Consider the following 22,827-nt stretch of genomic DNA (forward strand, 5'->3'; position numbering starts at 1 on the left):
CTGCCAGAACCGAGCTGAACCGCACCGACCAGAACCGAACGGAGAGCACATGGACCAGCGCACCAGCATCGTCACCGGGGGAGCCGGCGGCATCGGCGGCGCCATCTCGCGGGCCCTCGCGGCGCGCGGCGACCACGTCGTCCTCAACGACATCGACCCGGACGCCGCCGCGGCCACCGCCACCGCCATCCGCGACAGCGGCGGCAGCTGCACCGTCGTCCCCGGCGACATCACCCGGGACGACGTCGCCACCACGGTTGTCGCCGCGGCCGCCGCGATCCGCGGTGCGATCGACGTCCTGGTCAACAACGTCGGCGACTTCCGCCCGGCCTCGCGCGACTTCGCGCACAGCACGCCCGAGCAGTGGCAGCGGCTCTACGAGGTCAACCTGCGCCACGTCTTCACGATGACGTACGCCGTGCTGCCGCACCTCGTGGCCGGATCCTCCATCGTCAACGTCTCGACGGTGGAGGCCTACCGCGGCATCCCGGCCAGCGCGCCGTACTCCGCCTTCAAGGCCGGCGTCTCCGCGTTCACCAAGAGCATGGCCGTCGAGCTCGGGCCGCGCGGGGTGCGGGTCAACGCGATCGCCCCCGACCTCACCGACACCGCCCAGACCTCGCGCGCGGCGATGCTGCGCGGGCGCGACGAGGCGCTGGTGCCGCTGTGGCTGCCGCTGGGCCGGTTCGCCGAGGCCGAGGACCACGCCGGCGTCGTGGACTTCCTGACCAGCGACGCGTCCCGCTTCGTCACCGGCCACACCGTCCCCGTCGACGGCGGCACCCTCGCCGCGTCCGGCTGGTTCCGTCGCCACGACGGCAAGGGCTGGACGAACATGCCCGACCAGCCCTGAGCCAGCCCTGAGCCGCGCCGGGCGTGACCGTCGCCACAGGTCGCTCGTTACCCGTGAGTACGCCACGGGAGGGACCACCATGAACGACCACGCCCTGCGCCGCCGCCTGGTGGCCGGACTGCTCAGCACCGGCCTCGCGGCCGCCTTCGTGCTGCCGCTCGCCGGAGACGCTGCCGGCGCCGACGCCACCTCGGCCCGCGCCGCCGCCTCGGCCCAGCAGGCCGCGGCGAACGCCCCGGTCGCCCCGGTCGCGCAGAAGCCGAAGAAGTGCAGGAAGAAGCACAGGAAGGCGGGGAAGTGCGGCAAGGGCAAGCAGGCCGCCGCCACGCCGGCCCCGACCGGTGCCGCCACCGGCAGCCCCGGCGCAGGTGCCGGCAGCACCGGCACCGCCCCCGCGGCCACCCCGTGGACCCCGCGCCCGGCGCTCTACGGCGCCAGCGTGACCACCACGGACATCCCGATCACCATGGACGACGGCGTGATCCTCCGCGGCGACCTGCAGCGCCCGGTCGGCGCCGACGGCAAGCCGGTCACCACGCCGTTGCCGGTCATCGTCACGATCACGGCCTACAACAAGACGGTCCTGTCCGCCGGTGCGGGCGCCACCCTCGCCGGCGCGGACCCGGGGTACCTGGTCGCGCGCGGCTACGCCCAGCTGACCGTCGACGCCCGCGGCACGGGCGGCTCCCAGGGCCAGTGGGCCGCGTTCAGCGCCCGCGAGGGCAAGGACGCCGGCGCGGTCGTCGAGTGGGCGGCCTCCCAGCCCTGGAGCAACGGCAAGGTCGGCATGACCGGCGCGTCGTACATGGGCATCTCCCAGCTCTTCGCCGCGGCCCAGAAGCCCAAGGGCCTCAAGGCGATCTTCCCGCAGGTCCCGGCCGCCGACGTCTACCGCGACGTCGTCGCCTCCGGTGGCCAGATCGACGTCGGGTTCATCCCGCTCTGGCTCGGCCTGGTCACCGCGACCGGAGTGATCCCGCCGGCGTACGGCCTCGAGGAGCCGCAGGCCGGGTTCAAGATGGCGCTCGACCACCTGATGGGCGGCCTCGACTTCACCCTGCCGCTCGCCACCCAGGCGCTGCTCGGCGGCGACCCGGCGTACGACGGCCCGTTCTACCGGGAGCGCTCGCCGATCGAGGTCCTCGACAACGTCACCGTCCCGACCTTCCTCGTGGGCGGCGAGTTCGACCTCTTCCAGCGCGGCACCCCGCTCGTCTTCGAGCGACTCCAGCAGCGCGGCATCCCGACCAAGTTCATCCTCGGGCCGTGGGACCACCTGCAGGGCTCGGCCGGCGCCGAGGTCGGCAGGGCCGGCTACGGCTCGCTCGCCGAGCTGCAGCTGCGCTGGTTCGACCAGTACATCAACGGCATGGACGGCCAGCTCGACCAGATCGCGCCGCTGACCTACTACGAGCAGGGCTCCGGCTCGTGGGTGCGCGCGTCGAAGTGGATCGACAGCGACCTGTCCGCGCGCAGCTACCAGCTCTCCGGCGACGCCGCGGTGGGTGGCAAGGCGGGCGTCCTGACCACGGGTACGGCGAGCGCCGGGTCCGCGATCGTCCCGCCGATCCCGGTCACGGGACTGTGCACCCGTTCGGCCAACCAGTGGACCGCCGGGTTGCCGAACGTGCTGCTCAAGGACCTGCCCTGCTTCAAGGACAACAGGCTCAACGACCTCGGCGGGGTCACCTTCGACACCGCGCCGCAGGCGGCTGACGTGCGCTTCCAGGGGCCGCTCAACGCGCGGCTCTACGTCTCGACCCCGACCGGCGACGGGATGCTGTCGGTGGCGGTCGAGGACGTCGCGCCCGACGGCACGGTCACCCGGATCAGCGGCGGCTGGCAGACGATCGCGCACCGCAAGCTGGACGAGAGCCGCTCGCGCTACCTCGACGGCCAGCTGCTCCAGCCGTACCACCCGTTCACCCGGGAGGCGAAGGCGAAACTGCCGGCCGGTGAGATCGCACCGGTGGACGTCGAGATCTTCCCGACCGGTGCGGTGGTCGCGAAGGGCCACCGGCTGCGGATCGCGGTCCAGGCGTTCGACGTACCGCACCTGCTCTCGCCGGTCACCGACCTGCTCGGACAGCTGGTGCCGGTCACCGTGCACACCGGCCCGCAGTACCCGTCGGTGCTGACGATGGCGGTGCGCTGAGCCGCTGCTCGACAGCCAGCTCTACAACCCGCCCGGGCGGCGGGCCAGGGTGCTCCCGAGCGCCGTGGCCGCCGCCCGGACCGCGTTCTGGTGGGCCTCGGGCCGGAACCGGCCGACCGGGCCGGTCACGCTGATCGCCGCCAGCGCGGTCGCGCCGTCGGTGTCGAGCACCGGCGCGGCCACGCACAGCAGGCCCGGGGTCGACTCCTCGCGCTCGAAGGCGAGTCCCGTCTCCAGGGCCCGATCCAGCTGCTGCTCGAGCAGGCCGGGAGCCACCACCGTGTGTGGCGTACGACGGGCGAGCGGCCCGGCCAGCACCGCCGCGCGCACCGACGGCTCGGCGTGCGCGAGCAGCACCTTGCCGATCGCGGTGCAGTGCATCGGCATCCGGCCGCCGGTACGCGAGGGGCTGCGGGCCTGGCGGTGGCCGCCGATCTTGGCGACGTAGACGACCTCGGTGCCGTCGCGGACGCCGAGGTGCACGGTCTCGTGGGTGCGTTCGTAGAGGTCCTGCAGGAAGGGCATCGCCATCTCGAGCAGGGTGCGCTCGGTGGCTGCGCGCATGCCGAGCTCGAAGAGCCCGCCGGCCAGCCGGTAGCCGTGGTCGGTCTTCTCCAGCAGCCGGTGGTGCACCAGGTCGCCGGCGACCCGGTGCACGGTTGCCTTGGGCAGTCCGGTGCGTCGGACCAGCTCGGCGAGGGGGAGCAGCCGGTCCTCGGGGCCGAAGGCGCGCAGCAGGGCGACCGCCTTGCCCAGAACGGTGTCCAGCTCCTCCACCTCCACCTCCACAGCGTATCGGTGAGTGGAACGCTTTCGTGGTGAGCGGCCACCCCGAGGCCCGAGAGTGGGCACCATGACCGAAGCCCTCGACATCGACGCTGCTGTCGGTGCTGCCGCCGAGCGCCTGCACACCGCGCTGGTCGACAACCAGCCCTGCGCCCCGATCCGCGACCTGATCGGCGACCGCGACATCAACCTCGCGTACGCCGTGCAGCAGCAGCTCAACGCCCACCGCCTCGCCGCGGGCGCCACCGTCGTCGGCCGCAAGATCGGCGCGACCTCCGAGGCCGTGCAGAAGCAGCTGGGCGTCGACACCCCCGACCTCGGCGTGCTCTTCGACGACATGGAGTACGACGCCTCCGCGCCCGTCGACATCAGCGGCCTGCTGCAGCCCAAGGTCGAGGGCGAGATCGCCTTCGTCCTCGGCGCCGACCTCGCGGAGGGCGACCTCGACCTCGACCAGGTCGCCGCGGCGGTCGACTATGCCGTCGCCGCGATCGAGGTCTGCGACAGCCGGATCGACAACTGGGACATCAGCTTCGCCGACACCGTCGCCGACAACGCGTCCGCCGGTGGCTACGTGCTCGGCACCGAGCGTCGTACCCTCGACGACTTCTCGCCGAAGGACGCTGCCATGGCGATGACCGTCACCGGCCAGGACGACTCGGTCGGCACCGGCGCCGCCTCGCTCGGCGACCCGCTCATCGCCCTGCAGTGGCTGGCCCGCCAGGCCCGCGACCTCGGCGACCCGCTGCGTGCCGGCCAGGTGGTGCTCTCCGGCGCCCTCGGTCCGATGCGTCCCGCCGCCCCCGGCGCCGACGTCGAGCTCAGCATCGACGGACTTGGCTCCGTCGCCATCAGCTTCAGCAAGAAGGAGTCCTGACATGACCAAGACCAAGGTGGCGATCATCGGGTCCGGCAACATCGGAACCGACCTGATGATCAAGATCCTCACAACCGCGCAGCACGTCGAGATGGGGGCCCTCGTCGGCATCGACCCCGACTCCGACGGCCTCGCCCGCGCCCGCGACCTCGGCGTCGCGACGACCCACGAGGGCGTCGAGGGCCTGCTGGCCCTGCCCGGGTTCGACGACATCGAGATCGTGTTCGACGCGACCTCGGCCAAGGCGCACCTCCACAACGACGCGCTGCTCCGCCCGCTCGGCAAGCGGCTGATCGACCTCACGCCGGCCGCCATCGGCCCGTTCGTGATCCCGGCGGTCAACATCGACGAGCACCTGGACGCGCCGAACCTCAACATGGTCACCTGCGGCGGCCAGGCCACCATCCCGATCGTGGCCGCGATCTCCCGCGTCGTCCCGGTCGAGTACGCCGAGATCGTCGCCTCGATCTCCTCGAAGTCCGCCGGCCCGGGCACCCGCGCCAACATCGACGAGTTCACCGAGACCACCTCCGGCGCGATCGCGCAGGTCGGTGGCGCCAAGCGCGGCAAGGCCGTCATCATCCTCAACCCGGCCGAGCCGCCGCTGATGATGCGCGACACCGTCTTCGCCCTCGTCCACGCGCCCGACCCGGCCGTGCACGACGAGATCCGCGCGAGCGTCGAGAAGATGGTCGCCGACGTGGCGGCGTACGTCCCCGGCTACAAGCTGGTCCAGAAGGTCCAGATCGCCGAGATCCCCGCCGACCAGCCGGTCGAGACCCTGCTCGAGCCCGGCTCCGAGCGGCCCACCCACCAGGTGTCGGTGTTCCTCCAGGTCACCGGTGCCGGCCACTACCTCCCGGCGTACGCCGGCAACCTCGACATCATGACCTCGGCCGGCCTCCAGGTCGCCGAGCGGATCGCTGCTGCCAAGGAGGCCGCACTGTGAGCACCCCCGCCGAGAAGACCAAGATCTTCGTCCAGGACGTCACCCTGCGCGACGGCATGCACGCGATCCGGCACCGGATCTCGCCGGCCGACGTGAAGCGGATCGTCGTCGCCCTCGACGAGGCCGGTGTCGACGCGCTCGAGGTCGCCCACGGCGACGGCCTCGCCGGCGGCTCGGTCAACTACGGCCCCGGCTCGCACACCGACTGGGAGTGGCTCGAGGCCGCCGCGTCGGTGCTCAAGAACGCCCGCCTGACCACCCTGCTGCTGCCGGGCGTCGGCACGGTCCACGAGCTCAAGCGCGCCTACGACCTCGGCGTCCGCTCGGTCCGGATCGCGACCCACTGCACCGAGGCCGACGTCTCCGCCCAGCACATCGCGGCCGCCCGCGAGCTCGGTATGGACGTCTCCGGCTTCCTCATGCTGTCCCACATGGCCGAGCCCGAGCAGCTCGCCCAGCAGGCCAAGCTGATGGAGTCGTACGGCGCCCACTGCGTCTACGTCACCGACTCCGGCGGCCGCCTCACGATGGACGACGTCGCCGCCCGGGTGCAGGCCTACCGCGGCGTGCTCAACGCGGAGACCGAGATCGGCATCCACGCCCACGAGAACCTCTCGCTGTCGGTCGCCAACTCCGTCGTCGCCGTCCAGAACGGCGTCTACCGGGTCGACGCCTCCCTCGCCGGCCACGGCGCGGGCGCGGGCAACTGCCCGATCGAGCCGTTCATCGCGGTTGCCGACCTGATGGGCTTCGAGCACGGCTGCGACGTGTTCAAGCTGCAGGACGCCGCCGACGACATCGTCCGCCCGCTCCAGGACCGCCCGGTCCGGGTCGACCGCGAGACGCTGACCCTCGGCTACGCCGGCGTGTACTCCTCGTTCCTGCGCCACGCCGAGCGTGCCGCCGAGCAGTACGACGTCGACGTCCGCGACATCCTCATGGAGTGCGGTCGCCGTCGTCTCGTCGGTGGCCAGGAGGACATGATCGTCGACATCGCGCTCACCATCGTGGCCGAGCGCGAGGCCGCCCTCGAGGGCGCCGCGGTCTGACATCGCGACGGCGTGGGTCAGCGCAGCGACCGCAACCAGGTCAGCGTGCTGGCCCACGCCTGCGATGCGGGGTCGATCACCGTGAAGTGATCCCCCTCGACCTCGAGCAGGCTCGCCTCGCCACCGGCGGCCCGGGCCGCGTCGACGTACGTCCGCGACTGGGTCACCGGCACGTCCTCGTCGTCGAGCGCGTGGATGCACCAGACCGGTACGTCGAGGGGGACCTGCTCGAGCGGGTCGACCTCTGCGTCGGCCGGTCCCGGCGGGTGGCCGAGGAACCTCTCGACGGCCCCGCCGCCCAGAGCGTCGTCGTGTGCCGCACGCAGGTCGAGGACCCCGGCCTGCGCCACCACGTGGGTGAGCCCGAGGCCCTGGGCGCCGGCCCACGCCGCCAGGTGACCGCCGGCCGAGTGCCCGATCGCGACGCGAGGCCCTTGGCGCGCAGGGCAGGCCCGGATCGCCTCGGCCACGTCGTCGAGCGTCGCCGCCGCCCCCGCACCTCGGCGGTACTCCACCGCCCACACCGCCCAGCCCTCCGCCGCGAGGCTCGGGACCAGTGGCCGGGCGTACTCGATCCCGTACTTCGGCTTCCAGAAGCCGCCGTGGACGACGATCGCGACGCCGCGCGGCTCGGCGGCCGGCAGGGTCAGCTCGGCGAACTGGGCGGGGTCGGCGCCGTACGCGTGGCGGATGGACACCGGGTCAGGATCGCATGGAGACGCCCTCGCGCCAGTAGCCCATGAAGGCGACCTGGCGCCGGTCCAGCCCGAGGTCGTTGACCAGCTTGCGCCGCAGGCCGGTCACCACCCGGGACTCGCCGGCGATCCACGCGTAGAGCCCGGCGTACGGCGCGTCCCCGGTCGGGACCGCGGTCGCCGCCGCCACCTCCTCGCCGGAGGAGGAGTGCACCGGCGTCTCCCACAGGTCGGGGTCGATCTCGTCGTCGGTCACGACGACCGCCTCGGTCGGCGCCGTGCCGGTCAGGTGGTCGAGGACCGCCGCGTGCAGCCGCTCGCCGCGCGGGGTTCCGTTGCGCGGCAGCCAGGTGATGCTGACGCCGGCGGGGCTCGTGACCTCCTGGACGTCGGCGTCGACCGGCACCTCGACGTACGCCGCCCCGGTGGCGTCGGCCGGCAGGTCCCGCAGCACGCCCCGAATCGCGGGTACGGCGGTCTCGTCGCCGACCAGCAGCAGCCGGGTCGCCGTACCGGGGGACCACTCGATGCCCCCGAACTCGTGGCCCTTGCGCGGCGCCAGCGTCACCAGTCGCTGGCCGGGCGCGGCCTGGAGCGCCCAGCGGTTGCCGGCACCGTCGAGCGCATCGTCGCTGTGGGCATCGCCCTCGTGGACGACGATGTCGACGACCAGCCGGGTGTCGACGCCCTCGCCGACCCGGTCGCGGATCGTGTAGGTCCGCAGCGACCCGCGCTCGTCCTCGGGGATCTCCATCCAGGTGGTCCACCAGGACTCGTCGGCGTTCGCGAAGGACGGCAGCGTGCCGGCCGCGTTGGGGAAGATCAGCTTGATCCGCTGGTCGTGCACCGGCCCGTCCGGGCCCAGCTCGGCCAGCGCGGCACCGCCGAGCTCGATCCGCACGAACGACGGCGAGACCCGCTCGGCCCGCACGACCTCCAGCTCGGTGAGGAGCAGGGGCAGCGTGGCGACGTACTCGTTCTGGTCAACGGTCATGAGGTCAGGCTAACCTAACCTGCAGGAATACCCGCTGAGGCGGGGATTCCTGCGCTTCCTGACTGTTGCAATCGTCAGGAAGCGCAAGAACTCGTCAGGAACCTCAGATCCTCGTCCGGTGGAAGTTCTGGAACGAGCGCGACGGCGTCGGGCCGCGCTGGCCCTGGTAGCGCGAACCGTACTTCTCCGAGCCGTAGGGGTGATCGCTCGGCGAGGAGAGCCGGAAGAAGCAGAACTGGCCGATCTTCATGCCCGGGTAGAGCTTGATCGGCAGGGTCGCGACGTTGGCGAGCTCGAGCGTCACGTGCCCGGAGAACCCCGGGTCCACGAAGCCGGCGGTGGCGTGGGTGAGCAGGCCGAGCCGGCCCAGCGACGACTTGCCCTCGACGCGCGCGGCGATGTCGTCGGGCAGCGTGACCACCTCGTACGTCGACCCGAGCACGAACTCGCCGGGGTGCAGGATGAACGGCTCGTCACCCTCCGGCTCCACCACGCGGGTGAGGTCGGACTGGTCGGCGGCCGGGTCGATCGACGGGTACTTGTGGTTGTCGAAGACCCGGAAGAACCGGTCCAGGCGAAAGTCCACCGACGACGGCTGCATCAGCCCCGGGTCGTAGGGTTCCAGGGCGATCCGTCCGGCGTCGATCTCGGCGGTGATGTCGCGGTCGCTGAGCAGCACGCCCCGCACCCTACCGGCCGTGCCCGGTGGTGAGTGGCGGCGATCACGAGCGCAGAATGCTCAGATGACCTTCCGGAAGTACGTCGCCCTCGGCGACTCGTTCACCGAAGGGGTCGGTGACCCCGACCCGGCGCGTCCCAACGGCCTGCGGGGATGGGCGGATCGCACCGCGGAGGCGCTCGCCGTCGCGGCCGCCCGCGAGGGCGTGGACCTCGGGTACGCCAACCTCGCCATCCGCGGCCGCAAGCTCCCCGCGATCATCGACGAGCAGGTTGACGCCGCGATCGCGCTCGGCCCGGACCTGGTCAGCATCCACGGCGGCGGCAACGACGTCCTGCGTCCCAAAGTCGACCTCGACGCCCTCGCCGCGTCGTACGACGAGGCGATCGGCCGACTCACCGCCAGCGGCGCCCACGTCATGATGTTCACGATCGCCGACACCGGCGAGAGCGGCGTGATGCGGGTGATCCGCGGCCGGACCGCGATCTTCAACGAGTGGGCCCGCGAGATCGCCGAGAAGCACGGGGCGACCCTGGTCGACATGTGGCGGATGCGCGGCTGGAAGGTCGCCGAGGTGATGGACGAGGACCGCCTCCACCTCAACGCCGTCGGACACCAGTCGATCGCCATCGCTGCCCTCGACGCCCTCGGCGTCGTCCACGACCTGCAGCCGATCCCGCCCGTCCCGGCGCCCCTCCTGAGTGCCCGCGAGCAGCGCGCCGCCAACCTCGCCTGGGCCCGCACCCACCTCGCCCCGTGGGTCCAGCGGCGGGTCACCGGCCGTTCGTCGGGCGACGGGGTGGAGCCGAAGCGCCGCACCTTCCAGCCCATCGGGTAGCATCCTCATCGCTCCGGTTCGCCGGGGTCTGCGGACGTAGCTCAGTTGGTAGAGCGTCAGCTTCCCAAGCTGAATGTCGCGAGTTCGAACCTCGTCGTCCGCTCCCGATCAGGACCTCAGCCGGTCGTACGACGCCCGCGGAGGAAGTACACCACCGGCAGCACGCCCGCCGAGTTCACGAAGGTCAGCGCGAGCGTCCACCTCCGCTTCGACCCGTTGACCTCGTTCTCCTCGCGGCCCTTCAGGTCGGCGAGCGCGGCCGCCTTGAGCGCGCCGTCGACGGCACTGCCGATCAGGATGACCTTGCGGGTACGCGGGCTGAGGTCCTTCCAGCGCTTCTTGGCCATGTCACTCCTCGGGTCGGGGTTGAATGGGTCCATGGTGCACTCGGAGCCACCGCCGTTCAGGTTCACCCCACGCCCCCGGCGCCGCACGGGCCCGGTCGTCGCGGCCGTGCTCATGGCGACCGGCAGCGCCTGGGCCGGCTACGGACTGGGCCTGACCATCATCGACGCCAACGACGACGCCCCGCCGGCGTACGTCGCGCAGGGCGCTGCCGCGGCCGGCACCCTCGGCGGGCTGCTGATCGCCGTGATCGGGTCCGTCGGCTGGCTGTTCATGATGGACCGGTTCCCCCGCGCCCTCAGCAGCTGGCACGCCGCCGGCCTCCTGCTGCTGTGCTCGGCGCCCGGTGTCGTCGTCGCGACCCGCGAGCTCGGCGCCGGCGGCTGGTACGACGTCGCGGCAGCGGGCCTGGCCGCCACCGGACTGCTCGCCCTCCTCGGCGGCTCGCTGCTGGCCACCCGGCGCAGGGTGCGCTGGCTCGAGGAGCTGCGCCTGATCGCGCAGGGCACGCCGACCGCCGGGATCGTCGTCGACTCGGGGATCGACCCGTACGACTTCGAGGACGCGTCCAACCTCATCACCACGACCACCTTCCGGTTCTTCGGGACCGACGGCACGCCGTACCTCCTGCACCAGCGGGTCACCATCCCCGCCGCCGCCCCGATCGTGGAGGGCCAGCGCACGACCGTCTGGTACGACCCCGCGAACCCGTTCGACGAGCGGCGGATCGTGGTCGCGATGGTGCACGCCCTGCGCTGGAACGTGCCGATCCCGCGCGCGGAGGCCGACGCGCCGGTCGTACCCTCCTGACGTGGACTTCACCGGTTTCCCCGTCGCTGCCCTCGACTTCTACGACGACCTCGAGGTCGACAACACCAAGTCCTTCTGGGATGCCCACAAGGCCGTCTACACCGACAGTGTGAAGGCGCCGATGGTCGCGCTGACCGACGCGCTGGGCCAGGAGTTCGGCGCCGCGAAGGTGTTCCGGCCCTACCGCGACGTGCGGTTCGCGAAGGACAAGACGCCGTACAAGACCCACCAGGGCGCGTTCGTGGGCGTCGGACCGGCGACCGGGTGGTACGTCGAGGTGGCGGCGCCCGGTGTCCGCGTCGGTGGCGGGATCTACGAGGCGTCGGGAGCGCACCTCGCCCGGCTGCGCGAGGCGATGGCCGAGGAGAAGACCGGCAAGGTGCTGCAGCGGATCCTGCGCGACCTCGAGCGCGGCGGCTTCGAGGTGGCGGGGGAGCGGCTCAAGACCGTGCCCCGGGGGTACGACAAGGAGCACCCGCGCATCGACCTGCTCAAGATGAAGACGGTGCTCGGCATGCGCTCCTACGGCTTCGAGCCGTTCGTGCACACCGCCGAGCTGCTCGACCGGGTGCGCGAGGACTGGCGCCGGCTGCGCCCGCTCGTCACCTGGGTCGCCGACGCGATCGCTGAGTAGCGCGGAGCGTCTTACTCAACTTGGCCCGGGGCATTGCTCAACCGGCTCCGGAACCCTTCTGCGCGGCGGTACGACGGACCTAGCGTCCTCGCGTGCCTTCCGTCGTTCGCTCCTTCGCGCTGTCCGTCCTCGCCCTCCTGCTGGTCCCCCTGAGCGCCGTGGTCACGGCCTCGCCGGCCTCGGCGGACACGCCGTTCACGGTGAACAGCGCGCTCGACGGCGTCGACGCCGCCCTGAACGGGACCTGTGCCACGGTTGGCGGCGTGTGCACCCTCCGGGCCGCCCTGCAGGAGGCCGCCTTCGCTGGTGGGACCATCGTGCGCATCACGATCGACCTCCCGGCCGACACCACGATCACCCTCGGCAGCTACGTGTCGATCCCGGCCAACGCGACCGTCGACGGGTGCATCGGTGACGCGACCCGGCCGTGCGTCACGCTGTCCGGCGACTTCGCCGGCGCACCGGTCCGCGTCGCCGGCCAGGGTGCGGCCCTGCGGAACGTGGCGGTCGTCAGCTCGGAGAGCGCATCGGTCGGGATCGCCCTGAGCGGGGCCGACGCCACGCTGTCGCAGGTCTGGGTTGGCATGACGACCCAGGGCGTCGCCCACCCGCTCTCGATCGGCGTGCGGGTGACCGGTGATCGCGCGACGATCGGACACGAGAACGCCGAGTTCCGCACCACGGTCGTGAACTCCGCCACCGGCATCGAGATCGCCGGCGCCGACAACGTCGCCGTGAACGCGACCAACCTCGGCCTCAACGCCGACGGCGCGCCCGGGCAGCAGGATGGTCACGACGTGGCCGGCGGCGCCATCGGCATCCTGGTCGCCGAGAACGGCGCGGACGTGCCCCAGAGCGTCAACATCGGCAACACCCTCACTGCCGGACAGCAGTTGACCCCTGCGTGCGACGGAGTCTGCAACGCGATCGGGCAGATGAGTCAGGCCGGCATCAAGGTGGCCCCGGGCGCCGTGGGCGCGAGCGTGTACGTCAACGGCAGCTACCTGGGCCTCGCCGTCAACGGCACGACCCTCGCTGCCGTGCCCGGAGCGGTCGGGATCGACGCCGGCCCCGGCATCGTGCAGGCCGGGACGAACGGACCCGGCTCGCGCAACGTGATCGCCGGTGGTGCGTACGGCGTCCGGCAGACGGGCCCCGCGGGCTCCGTCTCGATCCAGGAGGCACTGATCGGGACCGACGCCACGGGCACGGTCGCCCTCGCTCCGACCGTGGCCGGCGTCGAGGCCGACGGTGACTACGCGGGTGTGTCCTACAGCCGGGTCGTCGTCGCGCACGACGCGACCGGCGTCGTGCTCGACGGCGACCACGCCACTGTCACGGGCAACGTCCTCGGGCTGCTGGCCGGCGGTGCTCCGGCCCCGATGAAGGCCGCGATCGGGATGACGGGCAACGGCGGCAGCGTCGGGGCCGGGGCGCCCGGGCAGGGCAACGTCATCTGCTCGGCGAACGGCGCGGCGTCCGGTGCGGCGATCGTGGTCGCCGGCGGTGACAACAACACCGTCCGTGGCAACCGGGTCGGCATCGACGAGGCGGGTGCGCCGTGCACCGGTGCGCGGGCCAACCGGGCCGGCATCGTGGTCAAGCGGGTCGGGGCGGACGAGGCGACGGGCAACCAGGTCGGTGGACCGGTCGGGAGCGAGAACACCATCTCCCACAGCCTGGCGAACGCCATCACCATGGCGACGACCGGCAGCAACGACGCCGTGCACAACCTGGGCTCCGGCAACCAGGGCCTGATGCTCGACATCGGCGGGTTCGCCGCCGGCACGCCTGACGACGGCGACGGCGTCGGCAACCCGGACCAGGAGAACGCCGACGTGAGGACGCCGCAGATCCAGGGCGCGACCAGCACCGTGATCAACGGCGGCGGTGGTGGAGCCGGCGACTACGTCTACCTCTACCTGACCGACAGCCCGGCCGGCGGCGCCCCGCACGGGGTCGGCAGCCTCCTCGGCCAGACCCAGGTCTCCGGCAACGGCGACGGACTGTGGACCCTCACGCTCGCGGCCCCGCTCGCTGCGGGGACCCGGATCACGGCGATCGCCCAGAGCCGCCAGCCGAACACGGTCAGCGAGCTCTCCACCGTGGTGGCGGTCACCGCTCCTCCCGGTGGGCCGGGGCCCTCCGCCGGGCTCACCGTCGCGGGCAGTCCGCTGCTCAAGGGCCGGGCCAGGGTCGGCAAGAGGCTCAAGGTCGTCATCCCCGCCTCGACCCCGGCCGGTGCCGTGGTCACTGTGCAGTGGCTCATCGGCAAGCGCGTGATCGCCGGCGCGACCCGGCCGGCGCTCGAGCTGGGCGCACGCTACGTGGGCAAGAAGGTCAGCGCCCGGGTGACCTGGACGCTGCCGGGGTCCGCGCCCGTCGTACGGACCACCGCCCGGGCGAAGGTCAAGCGGTAGCCGCGGGCGATCAGACCCGGCGCAGGAACGCGGCCAGGTTGTCGGTCAGGCGCGCGACCTGCTGCTCGAGGGTCAGCGACTCCGGCATCCGGCCCTGGTCGCTGACCTTCTTGCCACGGACGTAGAGCGAGCACTGCAGGTCCGCACACATGTAGGTGCCGACGGAGTCGCCGTTCTGCCCGGCCTTGCCGGACTTCGGCGCCACCATCAGCACCACCCCACCCGACCCGTGCGGCGTCAGGCACAGCGCACACAGGTTCTTGCGCGGTACGCCGGCACTCCCGTCGGTCGCCCGGAGCACGATGCCGTACGGCGACCCGTCGACCTCCGCGACGACGTACCCCCGCACCCGCGACTGCGGGTCCCGCCAGCCGAGGAAGTCGAGGTGCTCCCAGGGCTGGTCGGGCAGGCCGCGGGGGACCGGCAGCCGCTTCGCCTCGCCCTTCGAGCAGTTCGCGAAGGAGGCACGGATCTGTTGCTCGGTCAGGGGCTCCACGTCGATCCACCCTACGAGCGGGCGCCACCCATTTGTCGGGTCAGGCGGAGGTGAAGCTCGCCATCGTGCGGTCCGGCTCCCAGAACGCCTTCATCGACTTCACCCGTCCGTCGTCGTCGACGACGTACACCATGATCAGGTCGGTCGTCGTGTGCGAGCCGTCCGCGAAGGACGTCTTGATCCGCCCGATGTTGGCGCAGGTGTTGCTGCCCGGGTTGGCGAACGAGTCGTTGATCTGGAACTCGAAGGTGTCGATCGGGGCGATCGCCTTCTCCCAGAACGCCGAGATGCCGGCGTGGCCGTGGTGGCCGTTGCCCTCCGGGTCGAACATCGACGGGCCGACCGGATCCTCGAGCACCGCGTCCTCGGCGTACACCGTCAGCCACTCGGCCAGGTCGCCCTTGGCCACGGCGGAGTAGGACCGCTGCGACGCGGCGCGGGCCGGGTGCGGGTCGTTGGGGGCGTTCCAGACGATCGCGTCGGAGGTGATCATGCGGCCATCGTAGGGCGTTTCTAGAACGTGTTCTACCCCACTGACTGGCCTGATTCCCGTCGCCGTCCGTTCACGGAGCGCTCACCGGGGCCTGTCACCGTGCGAGCATGGCGAAGAAGCAGAAGGCCTGGATCCACGTGGGCATGCCCGGCGCGGGCGACGTCGTCGAGCCCGCCCTCGCCCACCACCACGCGGCGCTCGTCGAGCTCGGCGTCGCCTCGCTCGCCCAGTCGACCGCGGAGAGCTTCCGTGCCGCCGTCGAGATGACCCGCACCCACAAGGACTGGGGCCTCAAGCGCGCCGACGTCGAGGGCCAGTGGACCCGCCTGGTCCGCCGCGCCCGCAAGACCCGCGCCGACCTCGTCTTCAGCCAGCCCCTCCTCGCCGCCGCCACCGACGAGCAGGTCGCCCTCCTCGTCGACGCCCTCGCCGGCTACCAGGTCCACGTCGTGCTCACCACCGGCCTCGACGACGAGACTGCCGCCGTCGCCCGGTGGCAGGCCGCCTGCCGCAAGCCCGAGCGCCTCCACGTCCTCGAGACCGACGGCCTCGAGCCTGCCCAGGTCTGGAAGGCCTTCGGCAAGCTCGTCGGGTTCGGCACGGCGTCCCTCGGCCTCGCCGGCATCCCCACCGCCTCCGCCACGCTCCAGACGCTGCCCGAGGCGTTGCGCGAGGTCGAGCGGCTGGCGCGGCGCAACGCGTCGCTGGAGGTGCGGCTCGAGGAGCTGGACCGGAAGCGGCGCAAGCTCAAGCGGAGGTTGAACAGCGCGGCCTGAACTGCGCTGCGGAACGGTTCAACTACGGAATTCGCTGCCCGGAAGGGCGATTCGCGACAATTTCGGTAGTTGAAACCCAACCGGGAGGCGTCAGTGCGGCGCCCAGGCGTCGTCGTCGGCCGTGCGGCTGGTGACGGCGTCGGGGAGGTGGCCGTCGGCGAGCTGCTGGATCGACACGTCCTCGAAGACCTCGCGCAGGGCGCGGCGGGCGGCGATCCAGACGTGCTGGAGGACCTCGGCGGCGTCGTTGTAGTTGACCGCCTCGGGACGCAGGCCGTAGACGGAGACGAGGGGGCCGTCGACCGCGCGGATGACGTCGGCGACCGAGACGGTGGTGGCCTCGCGGGCCATCCGCCAGCCGCCGGACTGGCCGCGCTGGGACATCACGATGCCGGCGCGGCGCAGGTCGGCGAGGATCGCCTGGAGGAAGCCGTGGGGGATGTCCTGGAGGCGTCCGAGCTCCTCCGCGCTCACGGCCCGCCCGTCGGACCTGCTCGCCATGGCGATCAGGGCCCGCAGTGCGTAGTCGGACTTGGCGGAGACGCGCATGGGGCCAGTCTGTCAGATAGCTCGATCGATTCAGTCGACCTAGGGGTCGACGGGTGTGAGCGATCCCGCTACCCCCGTGCTTGCCCGCAGCTAGCACCCCCCGTATCATAAAGTTACTGGTGAGTAGCAGTGCTCATGACGAGCACCGCGAAGCCACTCCATGAATCCCTGGAAACTGGAAACGGTGGGAACTGTGAGCCACTACAAGAGCAACCTGCGCGACATCGAGTTCAACCTCTTCGAGCTCTTCAACGTGCAGGAGTACCTCGGCACCGGCCTCTACGAGGAGATGGACGCCGACACCGCGCGCGAGATCCTCTCCGAGGTCGAGCGCATCGCGCGTGAGGACCTGGCGGCGTCGTTCGTCGACTCCGACCGGAACCCGCCGGTGTTCGACCCCAAGACGAACACCGCGCCCGTCCCCGCGTCGTTCAAGAAGTCGTACGACACCTGGATGGAGTCCGGCTTCTGGGCGCTGGGCCTGCCGGAGGAGATCGGCGGCACCACCGCGCCGCCGTCGCTGGTGTGGACCACCGGCGAGATGGTGCTCGGCGCGCAGGCGCCGATCTGGATGTACTGCACCGGCCCGTCGATGGGCTCGGTCGTCTTCAAGAACGCCAACGGCGTCGCCCGCGACATCCGCATCGCCGAGATCATGGTCGAGCGCCTGTGGGGTGCCACCATGGTGCTGACCGAGCCCGACGCGGGCTCCGACGTGGGTGCCGGCAAGACCTTCGCCACGCCCAACGAGGACGGCTCCTGGAACATCTCCGGCGTCAAGCGCTTCATCACCAGCGCCGAGTCGGACCTGCAGGAGAACATCATGCACCTCGTCCTCGCTCGCCCGAAGGGCGTCGAGGGCGTGGGTGGCCCGGGCACCAAGGGCCTGAGCCTGTTCCTCGTGCCGAAGTACCACTTCGACCACCAGAGCGGTGAGCTGACCGGCGAGCGCAACGGCGTCTACGTCACCAACGTCGAGCACAAGATGGGCATCAAGGTGTCCAACACCTGCGAGCTCACCTTCGGCGACCCGCAGGTCGGCGGCGGCGAGCCCGCGCAGGGCTGGCTGCTCGGCGAGGTGCACGACGGCATCCGCCAGATGTTCGACGTCATCGAGAACGCCCGCATGATGGTCGGCACCAAGGCCATCGCGACCCTGTCGACCGGCTACCTCAACGCGCTCGACTACGCCAAGGAGCGCGTCCAGGGCTCCGACCTCACCCAGTCCGCCGACAAGGCCGCGCCGCGGGTGACGATCACGCACCACCCCGACGTCCGCCGCTCGCTGATGACCCAGAAGTCGTTCGCCGAGGCGATGCGCTCGCTGGTCGTGTTCACCGCCACGTGGCAGGACAAGGTCCAGATCGCCAAGGCCGCAGGTGAGCGCAACGAGCTCGCCGAGGCCGTCAACGACCTGCTGCTCCCGATCGTCAAGGGCTACGGCTCGGAGCGCTCGTGGGTCCTGCTCGGCACCGAGTCGCTGCAGACCTTCGGTGGTTCGGGCTTCCTGCAGGAGTACCCGATCGAGCAGTACGTCCGCGACGCCAAGATCGACACCCTCTACGAGGGCACGACCGCGATCCAGGGCCAGGACTTCTTCTTCCGCAAGATCGTCAAGGACCAGGGCAAGGCGCTGGGCCACATCGCCGGAGAGATCAAGGCGTTCATCGAGTCGGAGGCCGGCAACGGTCGTCTCAAGAACGAGCGCGAGCTGCTCGCGAACGCGCTCGCCGACGCCGAGGCCATGGTCGGCCTGATGATCAACGACCTCATGTCCGCCCAGGACGAGATCAAGAACATCTACAAGGTCGGCCTCAACACCACGCGCCTGCTGATGGCGCTCGGTGACGTGGTCTGCGCCTGGCTGCTGCTCCGCGGCGCCGAGGTCGCGCTCGCCAAGCTCGACGGCGGCGCCGGCAGCGACCAGGCCTACTACGAGGGCAAGGTCGCTGCGGCCCAGTGGTTCGCGCAGCTCAACCTGCCGCGCCTCTCGGCCGAGCTCAAGATCGCCCAGGCCACCGGCCTGGACGTGATGGACCTCGACGAGGCCGCGTTCTGATCGCACGCTGAGTCACCACGACGGCCGCTCCGGGAAACCGGGGCGGCCGTCGTCGTACGTCGGCCCACGACCGACCGGGGCGGTCGCTTAAGGTCTGCGGGTGCCCCGTACCGCTCCCCGCCTCGCCTGCTGCCTCGCCGTCCTCGCTGCGCTGGTGCTCGCGCTGTGCGGTACGCCGGCCCGCGCCGACGACCGGCAGTACCCCGAGCCGTTCTTCAACGGCAACGTCGGCGACCCGAGCGTGGTCATGGTCGGCAAGCGGATGGTCGTGGTCGCGACCGGGCCGCAGATCAACCGGGCGTACAAGGACCCCGGCCACCCGTGGCGCTACCAGCAGCCGGTGCTCACCCACCGCCCGAAGTGGGCGATCGCGGAGGGCGGCATCTGGGCCGCGGACATCGCCAAGGTCGGCCGGAAGTGGCTGCTCTACTACGCCGTCCCGGTCGCCGGGCTCGGCGACTTCGGTCGCTGCATCGGCGTCGCCGTCGCGAGGAAGGCGCTCGACGCGTTCAAGCCGGTCGGGGGAAGGCCGCTGGTGTGCCCGTCGCGGGCACTGGTGCCGACCGCGCAGGATCCCGTCCTCACGCCGGACCTGCCGACCCGCGGCATCATCGACCCGTCGCTGTACCGCGAGGGCAAGCAGAACTACCTGCTCTACAAGACCGACGGCAAGCCGTCCTCGATCCGGCTGCTGCCGCTGAGCAGGAGCGGCCGGCGGGTGCGCACCGGGCAGGACCCCGCGAACCCGAGCGTCGAGCTGGTCCGCTCCACCGGCGTCATCGAGAACCCCGTCCTGGTGCGGCACGCGGGCCTCTACTACCTCTTCGCGTCCGAGGGCGACTTCGCCCGCTGCTCCTATGCGGAGACCTGGCGCCAGTCCGCGTCGCTGACCGACTGGTCGCTCGCCGTACCCGCCGTCCTGCTCGACAGCACCATCACCCAGGGCCTGTGCGGGCCGGCCGGCGGCGACATCGTCAAGCACCGCGGCCGCACCACGCTCTACTTCCACGGCTGGGTGCGGCTGCACTCGTCGAAGCCGAAGGGCGTGAACTACTGGGCGTGGAACGGCGGCGAGCAGTACGGCCGGCGGGCGATGTACGGCGCGCGGCTGACCTTCCCGGGCGGCGTGCCGACCGTGAAGAAGTACCTTTCGCGCACCGGCGTCCCGCAGCGCGTTCCCACGCCCTACTGAGCTGGATGGCGCGAGCGCGTCGTCGCTTCGCTCCGCCGCACTGCCGCGCGCGCTGTCGGCTTCCGTAGGTGTCGGGTCGATCCGGCGGCCGGCCGGCGGCACGGCGGAAAGCGCCGCCCTCGTCGGCTCCGGTCGCTCCTTCGTCGCTCCCTGCGCCTTCTCGGCCGGCGTTCCCGCCGCTGGCCGCTGGCGGCGCCTGCCGGCGCGAGACCCCACGGCGTCGCGGCGTGGATCGCGCGGCGCGTGTCGGTAGGGTCGGCGACATGAGCGACCGCGAGCTGCTGGCCGGCTACGTCGAGAACTGGTGGAGCGCGGTGGGCGACTTCGTCGCCCTGCTCGAGGAGCTCGGCCCCGACGACTGGAGCACGCCCACCGACCTCGCCGGCTGGGACGTGAAGGCCGTCGCCTCGCACACCGCGCACCTCGAGTCGATCCTCGCCGGCGGACCCGACGAGAGCGCCGACATCGGCGAGCCGGCCCATGTCACCGGCCCGATGGGCCAGTTCACCGAGATCGGCGTGGTCACCCGCCGCGACCGGGAGCCCGCCTCGATCATCGAGGAGATCCGTACGACGACTGCGAGCCGCCGCGCTGCCCTCGACGCCACGCCGCCCGAGGACCCGGCTGCCCCGGCCGACGGAATCTTCGGCCTGATCGGCTGGAACACCCGTACCCTGCTGCGCAACCGGCCGCTCGACGTGTGGATGCACGAGCAGGACATCCGCCGCGCGGTCGGCCGACCCGGCGGCCTCGCCAGCCCGGGCGCCCAGCACACCGCCGACTACCTCGTGGAGGCGTTCGGCTTCATCGTCGGCAAGCGGGTCGCCCCGCCCGCCGGTACGACGGCCGTGCTCGTCGTCGAGGGCAGCGCACCGATCGCCGTGCAGGTGGGCGAGGACGGTCGCGCGCAGCGGCTGGCCGCTGTACCGGACGAGCCGACCGTCACGGTCGCCATGGACCGGGAGAGCTTCATCGTGCTGGCCGGCGGTCGTCGTACCGCTGCGCCGGGGGCCGTGACCGTCTCGGGTGATCAGGAGCTGGGAGAGCGGATCGTCGCCAGCCTCGCCACGATGCCGTAAGGGGATCTCCATGTCTGACTGGAACGTCGCCGACCTGCCCGACCAGACCGGCCGCACCATCGTCGTCACCGGCCCCACCCTCGGCGGGCTCGGCCACCACACGGCCTTGGAGCTGGCGCGCCGCGGCGGCCGGGTGATCCTCGCCGGGCGCAACCCGGCCAAGGTCGAGGAGACCGTCGGTGCGATCCGGGCCGAGGTGCCGAAGGCACAGCTCGAGGCGCTGCACCTCGACCTGGCCAGCCTCGGCTCGGTCCGCTCGGCCGCGGCCGCCGTCGCGCAGGTCGGCCCGATCGACGTACTGGTCAACAACGCCGGCGTGATGGGCACCAAGTACTCCCGCACCGCCGACGGCCTCGAGCTGCAGATGGCGACCAACCACTTCGGCCCGTTCCTGCTGACCGGCCTGCTGCTGCCGCAGCTCGTGCAGAGCGAGGACGGCCGCGTGGTGACCGTGTCCTCGCTGTTCCACACCTTCGCCGGCAAGGCGTCGCTCGGGCCGCCGCGCGAGCAGACCGGGCGGTACAGCACCTGGCGGGTCTACGCGCAGACGAAGCTCGCCAACCTCTACTTCACCGCCGAGCTCGACCGCCGCCTGCGCGCCGCCGACCTCCCGGTCCGGGCCCTCGCCGCCCATCCCGGTTTCGCCGGCACCCACCTGGCCGCCAACGGCCAGTACGGCCGCTCCTCCGGCGGCATCGCCTCGATCCTCGACGCCGGCGTGAAGGCCGTCTCCCAGACCGCCGAGGCCGGCGCCTGGCCCTCGCTCATGGCCGCCACCGCCGACCTGCCCGGCAACACCTTCGTCGGCCCTGGTGGCTTCCGCCAGCTCTCCGGGCGGCCCCGCACCGTCGGCCGCAGCCGGCTGGCGCGCAACCAGGAGAACGCGCGGCGGCTGTGGGAGATCAGCGAGCAGACCGTGGACCTGAGGTACCCGTGACGGACGACGGGATGAACCGCTACTTCCCGGACCGCCACCCCGACGTCCTGGCGACGTTGATCCGTGAGGCGAGGTTCAAGCCGGTGCGGTTCGTCACCGGCTACGACATGCGCGAGGTCGACGACCTCCTCGACCGGCTGGTCGACGCGCTGTCCGCAGGCCGGCCGGTCCGGCCCCTCATCGCGGCCGTCACCTTCGGCACCACCCGGATGCGTGAGGGCTACAGCCCGACCGACGTCGATGCGCTCCTGGCCGAGGTGGCCCGCCGCGCGGAGGCCTGAGGGTCGCCTCTGCTCGTCGGATCAGGCGGCCAGCGGCAGCGAACCCGGCATCACCGTCGGCGCGCAGTCGCAGCTGTCGCTGCAGGCGAGGAAGGTGTGCACGGCGTGGCCGCACGCGGGGCACGGCAGGTCGTGGCTGAGGTGCTGGTGCTGGGTGTCCGTGGTGTTCCACATGGCCGTGTCTCCTTCGTGGTCTCGCCTGCTTCTACTAGGACGACGAAGCGGGTCGCCCTGATACGACATGGTGGGCGCGGAAACCTTGCAGAAAGTTCGGCAGTCCCGTTGAGCGGTCAGCCGGTGAGGCTGCCGAGCTCGAGCGGTGCGGCGAGGAGCAGGGTCGCGGCACCGGCGAGATTGGTGGCGACGGTCAGCCAGAGCACGGTGACGAACGGCTGCTTGCGGGTCTTGTGGCGGAACAGGCGGCGGCCTGCAAGCGCGCCCGGCCAGCCGCCGAGGAGGGCGACGAGGTGCAGCGTCGACTCGCGGGTACGCCACTCGCCGTGCTGGGCGGCGCGCTTGTCGGCGCGGTAGAGGACGAGCGCGACCAGGCTGAGGACGACGTACGCCGCAGCGAGGGCGAGCAGGACGTCCGTGCGTTCGATGACCACGGGGCGAAGCGTGTCAGGCGGCGGCGAAGGTGCCGGAGCCGGGCATCCCGGTCGGCGCGCAGTCACAGGTGTCGCTGCAGGCGAGGTAGGTGTGCATGGCGTGCCCACAGGCGAGGCACGGCAGGTCGTGGCTGAGGTGCTCGGTGCGGTCCATGGCTGGCCCCCTCTCGGCGTGGTCGGTACCTGATCAGGATGACCTGACCGGCGTACCGGACTCATCGGCCGTTCGGTCCCGAACCGAAGTGGTCCCGATGGGCCAGGAGGTGGCCCGAC

Annotated in this window: 26 protein-coding genes and 1 tRNA gene; 16 read left to right on the forward strand and 11 right to left on the reverse strand. The window is 71.7% G+C overall.

Going from position 1 to position 22,827, the window contains the following annotated elements; translation table 11 throughout:
* Positions 1-49 precede the first annotated feature (49 nt).
* Positions 50-853, forward strand: a complete 804-nt coding sequence (locus tag ACZYRU_RS02960; protein WP_488955586.1) for an SDR family NAD(P)-dependent oxidoreductase — start codon at positions 50-52, stop codon at positions 851-853.
* 79 nt (positions 854-932) lie between these two features.
* A complete protein-coding gene (locus tag ACZYRU_RS02965) occupies positions 933-3,008 on the forward strand; it encodes a CocE/NonD family hydrolase (RefSeq protein ID WP_488955587.1) in 2,076 nt (691 codons plus the stop codon).
* A 21-nt stretch (positions 3,009-3,029) separates the two neighbouring features.
* Here the strand turns inward: ACZYRU_RS02965 and ACZYRU_RS02970 are convergent, their stop codons facing one another.
* Positions 3,030-3,791, reverse strand: a complete 762-nt coding sequence (locus ACZYRU_RS02970) for an IclR family transcriptional regulator (protein WP_488955588.1) — start codon at positions 3,789-3,791, stop codon at positions 3,030-3,032.
* A 70-nt stretch (positions 3,792-3,861) separates the two neighbouring features.
* On the opposite strand from ACZYRU_RS02970, the gene ACZYRU_RS02975 reads away from it, so the two are divergent.
* From ACZYRU_RS02975 to dmpG, 3 genes are read left to right on the forward strand one after another with little or no spacing between them, the layout of a single operon-like run.
* Positions 3,862-4,671: a 2-keto-4-pentenoate hydratase gene (locus tag ACZYRU_RS02975; RefSeq protein ID WP_488955589.1), complete on the forward strand. Its 810-nt coding sequence runs from the start codon at positions 3,862-3,864 to the stop codon at positions 4,669-4,671.
* A 1-nt stretch (position 4,672) separates the two neighbouring features.
* Complete coding sequence (locus ACZYRU_RS02980) at positions 4,673-5,620, forward strand: acetaldehyde dehydrogenase (acetylating) (protein ID WP_488955590.1); 948 nt, start codon at positions 4,673-4,675, stop codon at positions 5,618-5,620.
* Positions 5,617-6,669, forward strand: coding sequence for a 4-hydroxy-2-oxovalerate aldolase (dmpG, locus tag ACZYRU_RS02985; protein ID WP_488955591.1), 1,053 nt, complete (start codon positions 5,617-5,619; stop codon positions 6,667-6,669). The genes ACZYRU_RS02980 and dmpG overlap by 4 nt, the downstream gene beginning before the upstream one ends.
* 17 nt (positions 6,670-6,686) lie before the next feature.
* On the opposite strand, the gene ACZYRU_RS02990 is transcribed toward dmpG, so the two are convergent.
* The 3 genes from ACZYRU_RS02990 to dcd form a co-directional block, all read right to left on the reverse strand.
* Complete coding sequence (locus ACZYRU_RS02990; protein ID WP_488955592.1) at positions 6,687-7,367, reverse strand: alpha/beta hydrolase family protein; 681 nt, start codon at positions 7,365-7,367, stop codon at positions 6,687-6,689.
* A 4-nt stretch (positions 7,368-7,371) separates the two neighbouring features.
* Positions 7,372-8,358: a siderophore-interacting protein gene (locus tag ACZYRU_RS02995; protein ID WP_488955593.1), complete on the reverse strand. Its 987-nt coding sequence runs from the start codon at positions 8,356-8,358 to the stop codon at positions 7,372-7,374.
* A gap of 103 nt (positions 8,359-8,461) precedes the next feature.
* Entirely contained in the window at positions 8,462-9,037 is a 576-nt protein-coding gene (gene dcd, locus ACZYRU_RS03000; protein WP_488955594.1) for a dCTP deaminase, read from the reverse strand.
* A 64-nt stretch (positions 9,038-9,101) separates the two neighbouring features.
* Here dcd and ACZYRU_RS03005 point away from each other — a divergent pair, with 64 nt between their 5' ends.
* Together ACZYRU_RS03005 and ACZYRU_RS03010 are read left to right on the forward strand one after the other, a co-directional pair.
* Positions 9,102-9,875 (forward strand): SGNH/GDSL hydrolase family protein, encoded by a 774-nt coding sequence (locus ACZYRU_RS03005; RefSeq protein WP_488955595.1) that lies wholly within the window; start codon positions 9,102-9,104, stop codon positions 9,873-9,875.
* A 30-nt stretch (positions 9,876-9,905) separates the two neighbouring features.
* Positions 9,906-9,978 (forward strand) — tRNA-Gly (locus ACZYRU_RS03010).
* A gap of 13 nt (positions 9,979-9,991) precedes the next feature.
* On the opposite strand, the gene ACZYRU_RS03015 is transcribed toward ACZYRU_RS03010, so the two are convergent.
* Entirely contained in the window at positions 9,992-10,222 is a 231-nt protein-coding gene (locus tag ACZYRU_RS03015) for a hypothetical protein (protein WP_488955596.1), read from the reverse strand.
* A 31-nt stretch (positions 10,223-10,253) separates the two neighbouring features.
* Here ACZYRU_RS03015 and ACZYRU_RS03020 point away from each other — a divergent pair, with 31 nt between their 5' ends.
* The 3 genes from ACZYRU_RS03020 (at position 10,254) to ACZYRU_RS03030 (ending at position 14,084) form a co-directional block, all read left to right on the forward strand.
* On the forward strand, positions 10,254-11,030 hold the full coding sequence (locus ACZYRU_RS03020; protein ID WP_488955597.1) for a hypothetical protein: 777 nt from the start codon (positions 10,254-10,256) through the stop codon (positions 11,028-11,030).
* A gap of 1 nt (position 11,031) precedes the next feature.
* Positions 11,032-11,664 carry a DUF2461 domain-containing protein gene (locus tag ACZYRU_RS03025; RefSeq protein ID WP_488955598.1) on the forward strand — a complete coding sequence of 211 codons (633 nt, stop codon included), beginning with the start codon at positions 11,032-11,034 and terminating at the stop codon, positions 11,662-11,664.
* A 92-nt stretch (positions 11,665-11,756) separates the two neighbouring features.
* Positions 11,757-14,084: a hypothetical protein gene (locus ACZYRU_RS03030; protein ID WP_488955599.1), complete on the forward strand. Its 2,328-nt coding sequence runs from the start codon at positions 11,757-11,759 to the stop codon at positions 14,082-14,084.
* A gap of 10 nt (positions 14,085-14,094) precedes the next feature.
* Here ACZYRU_RS03030 and ACZYRU_RS03035 read toward each other — a convergent pair whose 3' ends face one another.
* Positions 14,095-14,580 (reverse strand): FBP domain-containing protein, encoded by a 486-nt coding sequence (locus ACZYRU_RS03035; protein WP_488955600.1) that lies wholly within the window; start codon positions 14,578-14,580, stop codon positions 14,095-14,097.
* Positions 14,581-14,620: 40 nt separating this feature from the next.
* On the reverse strand, positions 14,621-15,073 hold the full coding sequence (locus ACZYRU_RS03040) for a nuclear transport factor 2 family protein (protein ID WP_488955601.1): 453 nt from the start codon (positions 15,071-15,073) through the stop codon (positions 14,621-14,623).
* Between the two features lie 107 nt (positions 15,074-15,180).
* On the opposite strand from ACZYRU_RS03040, the gene ACZYRU_RS03045 reads away from it, so the two are divergent.
* On the forward strand, positions 15,181-15,849 hold the full coding sequence (locus ACZYRU_RS03045; protein ID WP_488955602.1) for a hypothetical protein: 669 nt from the start codon (positions 15,181-15,183) through the stop codon (positions 15,847-15,849).
* Positions 15,850-15,939: 90 nt separating this feature from the next.
* Here ACZYRU_RS03045 and ACZYRU_RS03050 read toward each other — a convergent pair whose 3' ends face one another.
* Positions 15,940-16,398, reverse strand: coding sequence for an RrF2 family transcriptional regulator (locus ACZYRU_RS03050; RefSeq protein ID WP_488955603.1), 459 nt, complete (start codon positions 16,396-16,398; stop codon positions 15,940-15,942).
* A gap of 193 nt (positions 16,399-16,591) precedes the next feature.
* Here ACZYRU_RS03050 and ACZYRU_RS03055 point away from each other — a divergent pair, with 193 nt between their 5' ends.
* The 5 genes from ACZYRU_RS03055 (at position 16,592) to ACZYRU_RS03075 (ending at position 21,946) form a co-directional block, all read left to right on the forward strand.
* Entirely contained in the window at positions 16,592-18,457 is a 1,866-nt protein-coding gene (locus ACZYRU_RS03055; RefSeq protein ID WP_488956239.1) for an acyl-CoA dehydrogenase, read from the forward strand.
* A gap of 100 nt (positions 18,458-18,557) precedes the next feature.
* Positions 18,558-19,649 carry a family 43 glycosylhydrolase gene (locus ACZYRU_RS03060; protein ID WP_488955604.1) on the forward strand — a complete coding sequence of 364 codons (1,092 nt, stop codon included), beginning with the start codon at positions 18,558-18,560 and terminating at the stop codon, positions 19,647-19,649.
* Positions 19,650-19,912: 263 nt separating this feature from the next.
* Positions 19,913-20,728, forward strand: a complete 816-nt coding sequence (locus ACZYRU_RS03065; protein WP_488955605.1) for a maleylpyruvate isomerase family mycothiol-dependent enzyme — start codon at positions 19,913-19,915, stop codon at positions 20,726-20,728.
* Positions 20,729-20,738: 10 nt separating this feature from the next.
* Positions 20,739-21,665, forward strand: a complete 927-nt coding sequence (locus ACZYRU_RS03070) for an oxidoreductase (RefSeq protein ID WP_488955606.1) — start codon at positions 20,739-20,741, stop codon at positions 21,663-21,665.
* Positions 21,662-21,946 (forward strand): DivIVA domain-containing protein, encoded by a 285-nt coding sequence (locus tag ACZYRU_RS03075; RefSeq protein WP_488955607.1) that lies wholly within the window; start codon positions 21,662-21,664, stop codon positions 21,944-21,946. The genes ACZYRU_RS03070 and ACZYRU_RS03075 overlap by 4 nt, the downstream gene beginning before the upstream one ends.
* 21 nt (positions 21,947-21,967) lie before the next feature.
* On the opposite strand, the gene ACZYRU_RS03080 is transcribed toward ACZYRU_RS03075, so the two are convergent.
* From ACZYRU_RS03080 to ACZYRU_RS03090, 3 genes are all read right to left on the reverse strand, one after another.
* Positions 21,968-22,120 carry a hypothetical protein gene (locus ACZYRU_RS03080; protein WP_179728034.1) on the reverse strand — a complete coding sequence of 51 codons (153 nt, stop codon included), beginning with the start codon at positions 22,118-22,120 and terminating at the stop codon, positions 21,968-21,970.
* Between the two features lie 116 nt (positions 22,121-22,236).
* Positions 22,237-22,554 carry a DUF1294 domain-containing protein gene (locus tag ACZYRU_RS03085; protein ID WP_488955608.1) on the reverse strand — a complete coding sequence of 106 codons (318 nt, stop codon included), beginning with the start codon at positions 22,552-22,554 and terminating at the stop codon, positions 22,237-22,239.
* A 13-nt stretch (positions 22,555-22,567) separates the two neighbouring features.
* Complete coding sequence (locus ACZYRU_RS03090) at positions 22,568-22,708, reverse strand: hypothetical protein (RefSeq protein WP_488955609.1); 141 nt, start codon at positions 22,706-22,708, stop codon at positions 22,568-22,570.
* Positions 22,709-22,827 lie beyond the last annotated feature (119 nt).

This window comes from Nocardioides sp. F233 (genome assembly GCF_057813895.1).

Coding starts and splice junctions, on each gene's coding strand:
- ACZYRU_RS02960 (WP_488955586.1), top strand. CDS start 50: ATGGACCAGCGCACCAGCATCGTCACCGGGGGAGCCGGCGGCATCGGC.
- ACZYRU_RS02965 (WP_488955587.1), top strand. CDS start 933: ATGAACGACCACGCCCTGCGCCGCCGCCTGGTGGCCGGACTGCTCAGC.
- ACZYRU_RS02975 (WP_488955589.1), top strand. CDS start 3,862: ATGACCGAAGCCCTCGACATCGACGCTGCTGTCGGTGCTGCCGCCGAG.
- ACZYRU_RS02980 (WP_488955590.1), top strand. CDS start 4,673: ATGACCAAGACCAAGGTGGCGATCATCGGGTCCGGCAACATCGGAACC.
- ACZYRU_RS02995 (WP_488955593.1), bottom strand. CDS start 8,358: ATGACCGTTGACCAGAACGAGTACGTCGCCACGCTGCCCCTGCTCCTC.
- ACZYRU_RS03005 (WP_488955595.1), top strand. CDS start 9,102: ATGACCTTCCGGAAGTACGTCGCCCTCGGCGACTCGTTCACCGAAGGG.
- ACZYRU_RS03015 (WP_488955596.1), bottom strand. CDS start 10,222: ATGGCCAAGAAGCGCTGGAAGGACCTCAGCCCGCGTACCCGCAAGGTC.
- ACZYRU_RS03020 (WP_488955597.1), top strand. CDS start 10,254: ATGGTGCACTCGGAGCCACCGCCGTTCAGGTTCACCCCACGCCCCCGG.
- ACZYRU_RS03040 (WP_488955601.1), bottom strand. CDS start 15,073: ATGATCACCTCCGACGCGATCGTCTGGAACGCCCCCAACGACCCGCAC.
- ACZYRU_RS03045 (WP_488955602.1), top strand. CDS start 15,181: ATGGCGAAGAAGCAGAAGGCCTGGATCCACGTGGGCATGCCCGGCGCG.
- ACZYRU_RS03050 (WP_488955603.1), bottom strand. CDS start 16,398: ATGCGCGTCTCCGCCAAGTCCGACTACGCACTGCGGGCCCTGATCGCC.
- ACZYRU_RS03065 (WP_488955605.1), top strand. CDS start 19,913: ATGAGCGACCGCGAGCTGCTGGCCGGCTACGTCGAGAACTGGTGGAGC.
- ACZYRU_RS03070 (WP_488955606.1), top strand. CDS start 20,739: ATGTCTGACTGGAACGTCGCCGACCTGCCCGACCAGACCGGCCGCACC.
- ACZYRU_RS03080 (WP_179728034.1), bottom strand. CDS start 22,120: ATGTGGAACACCACGGACACCCAGCACCAGCACCTCAGCCACGACCTG.
- ACZYRU_RS03090 (WP_488955609.1), bottom strand. CDS start 22,708: ATGGACCGCACCGAGCACCTCAGCCACGACCTGCCGTGCCTCGCCTGT.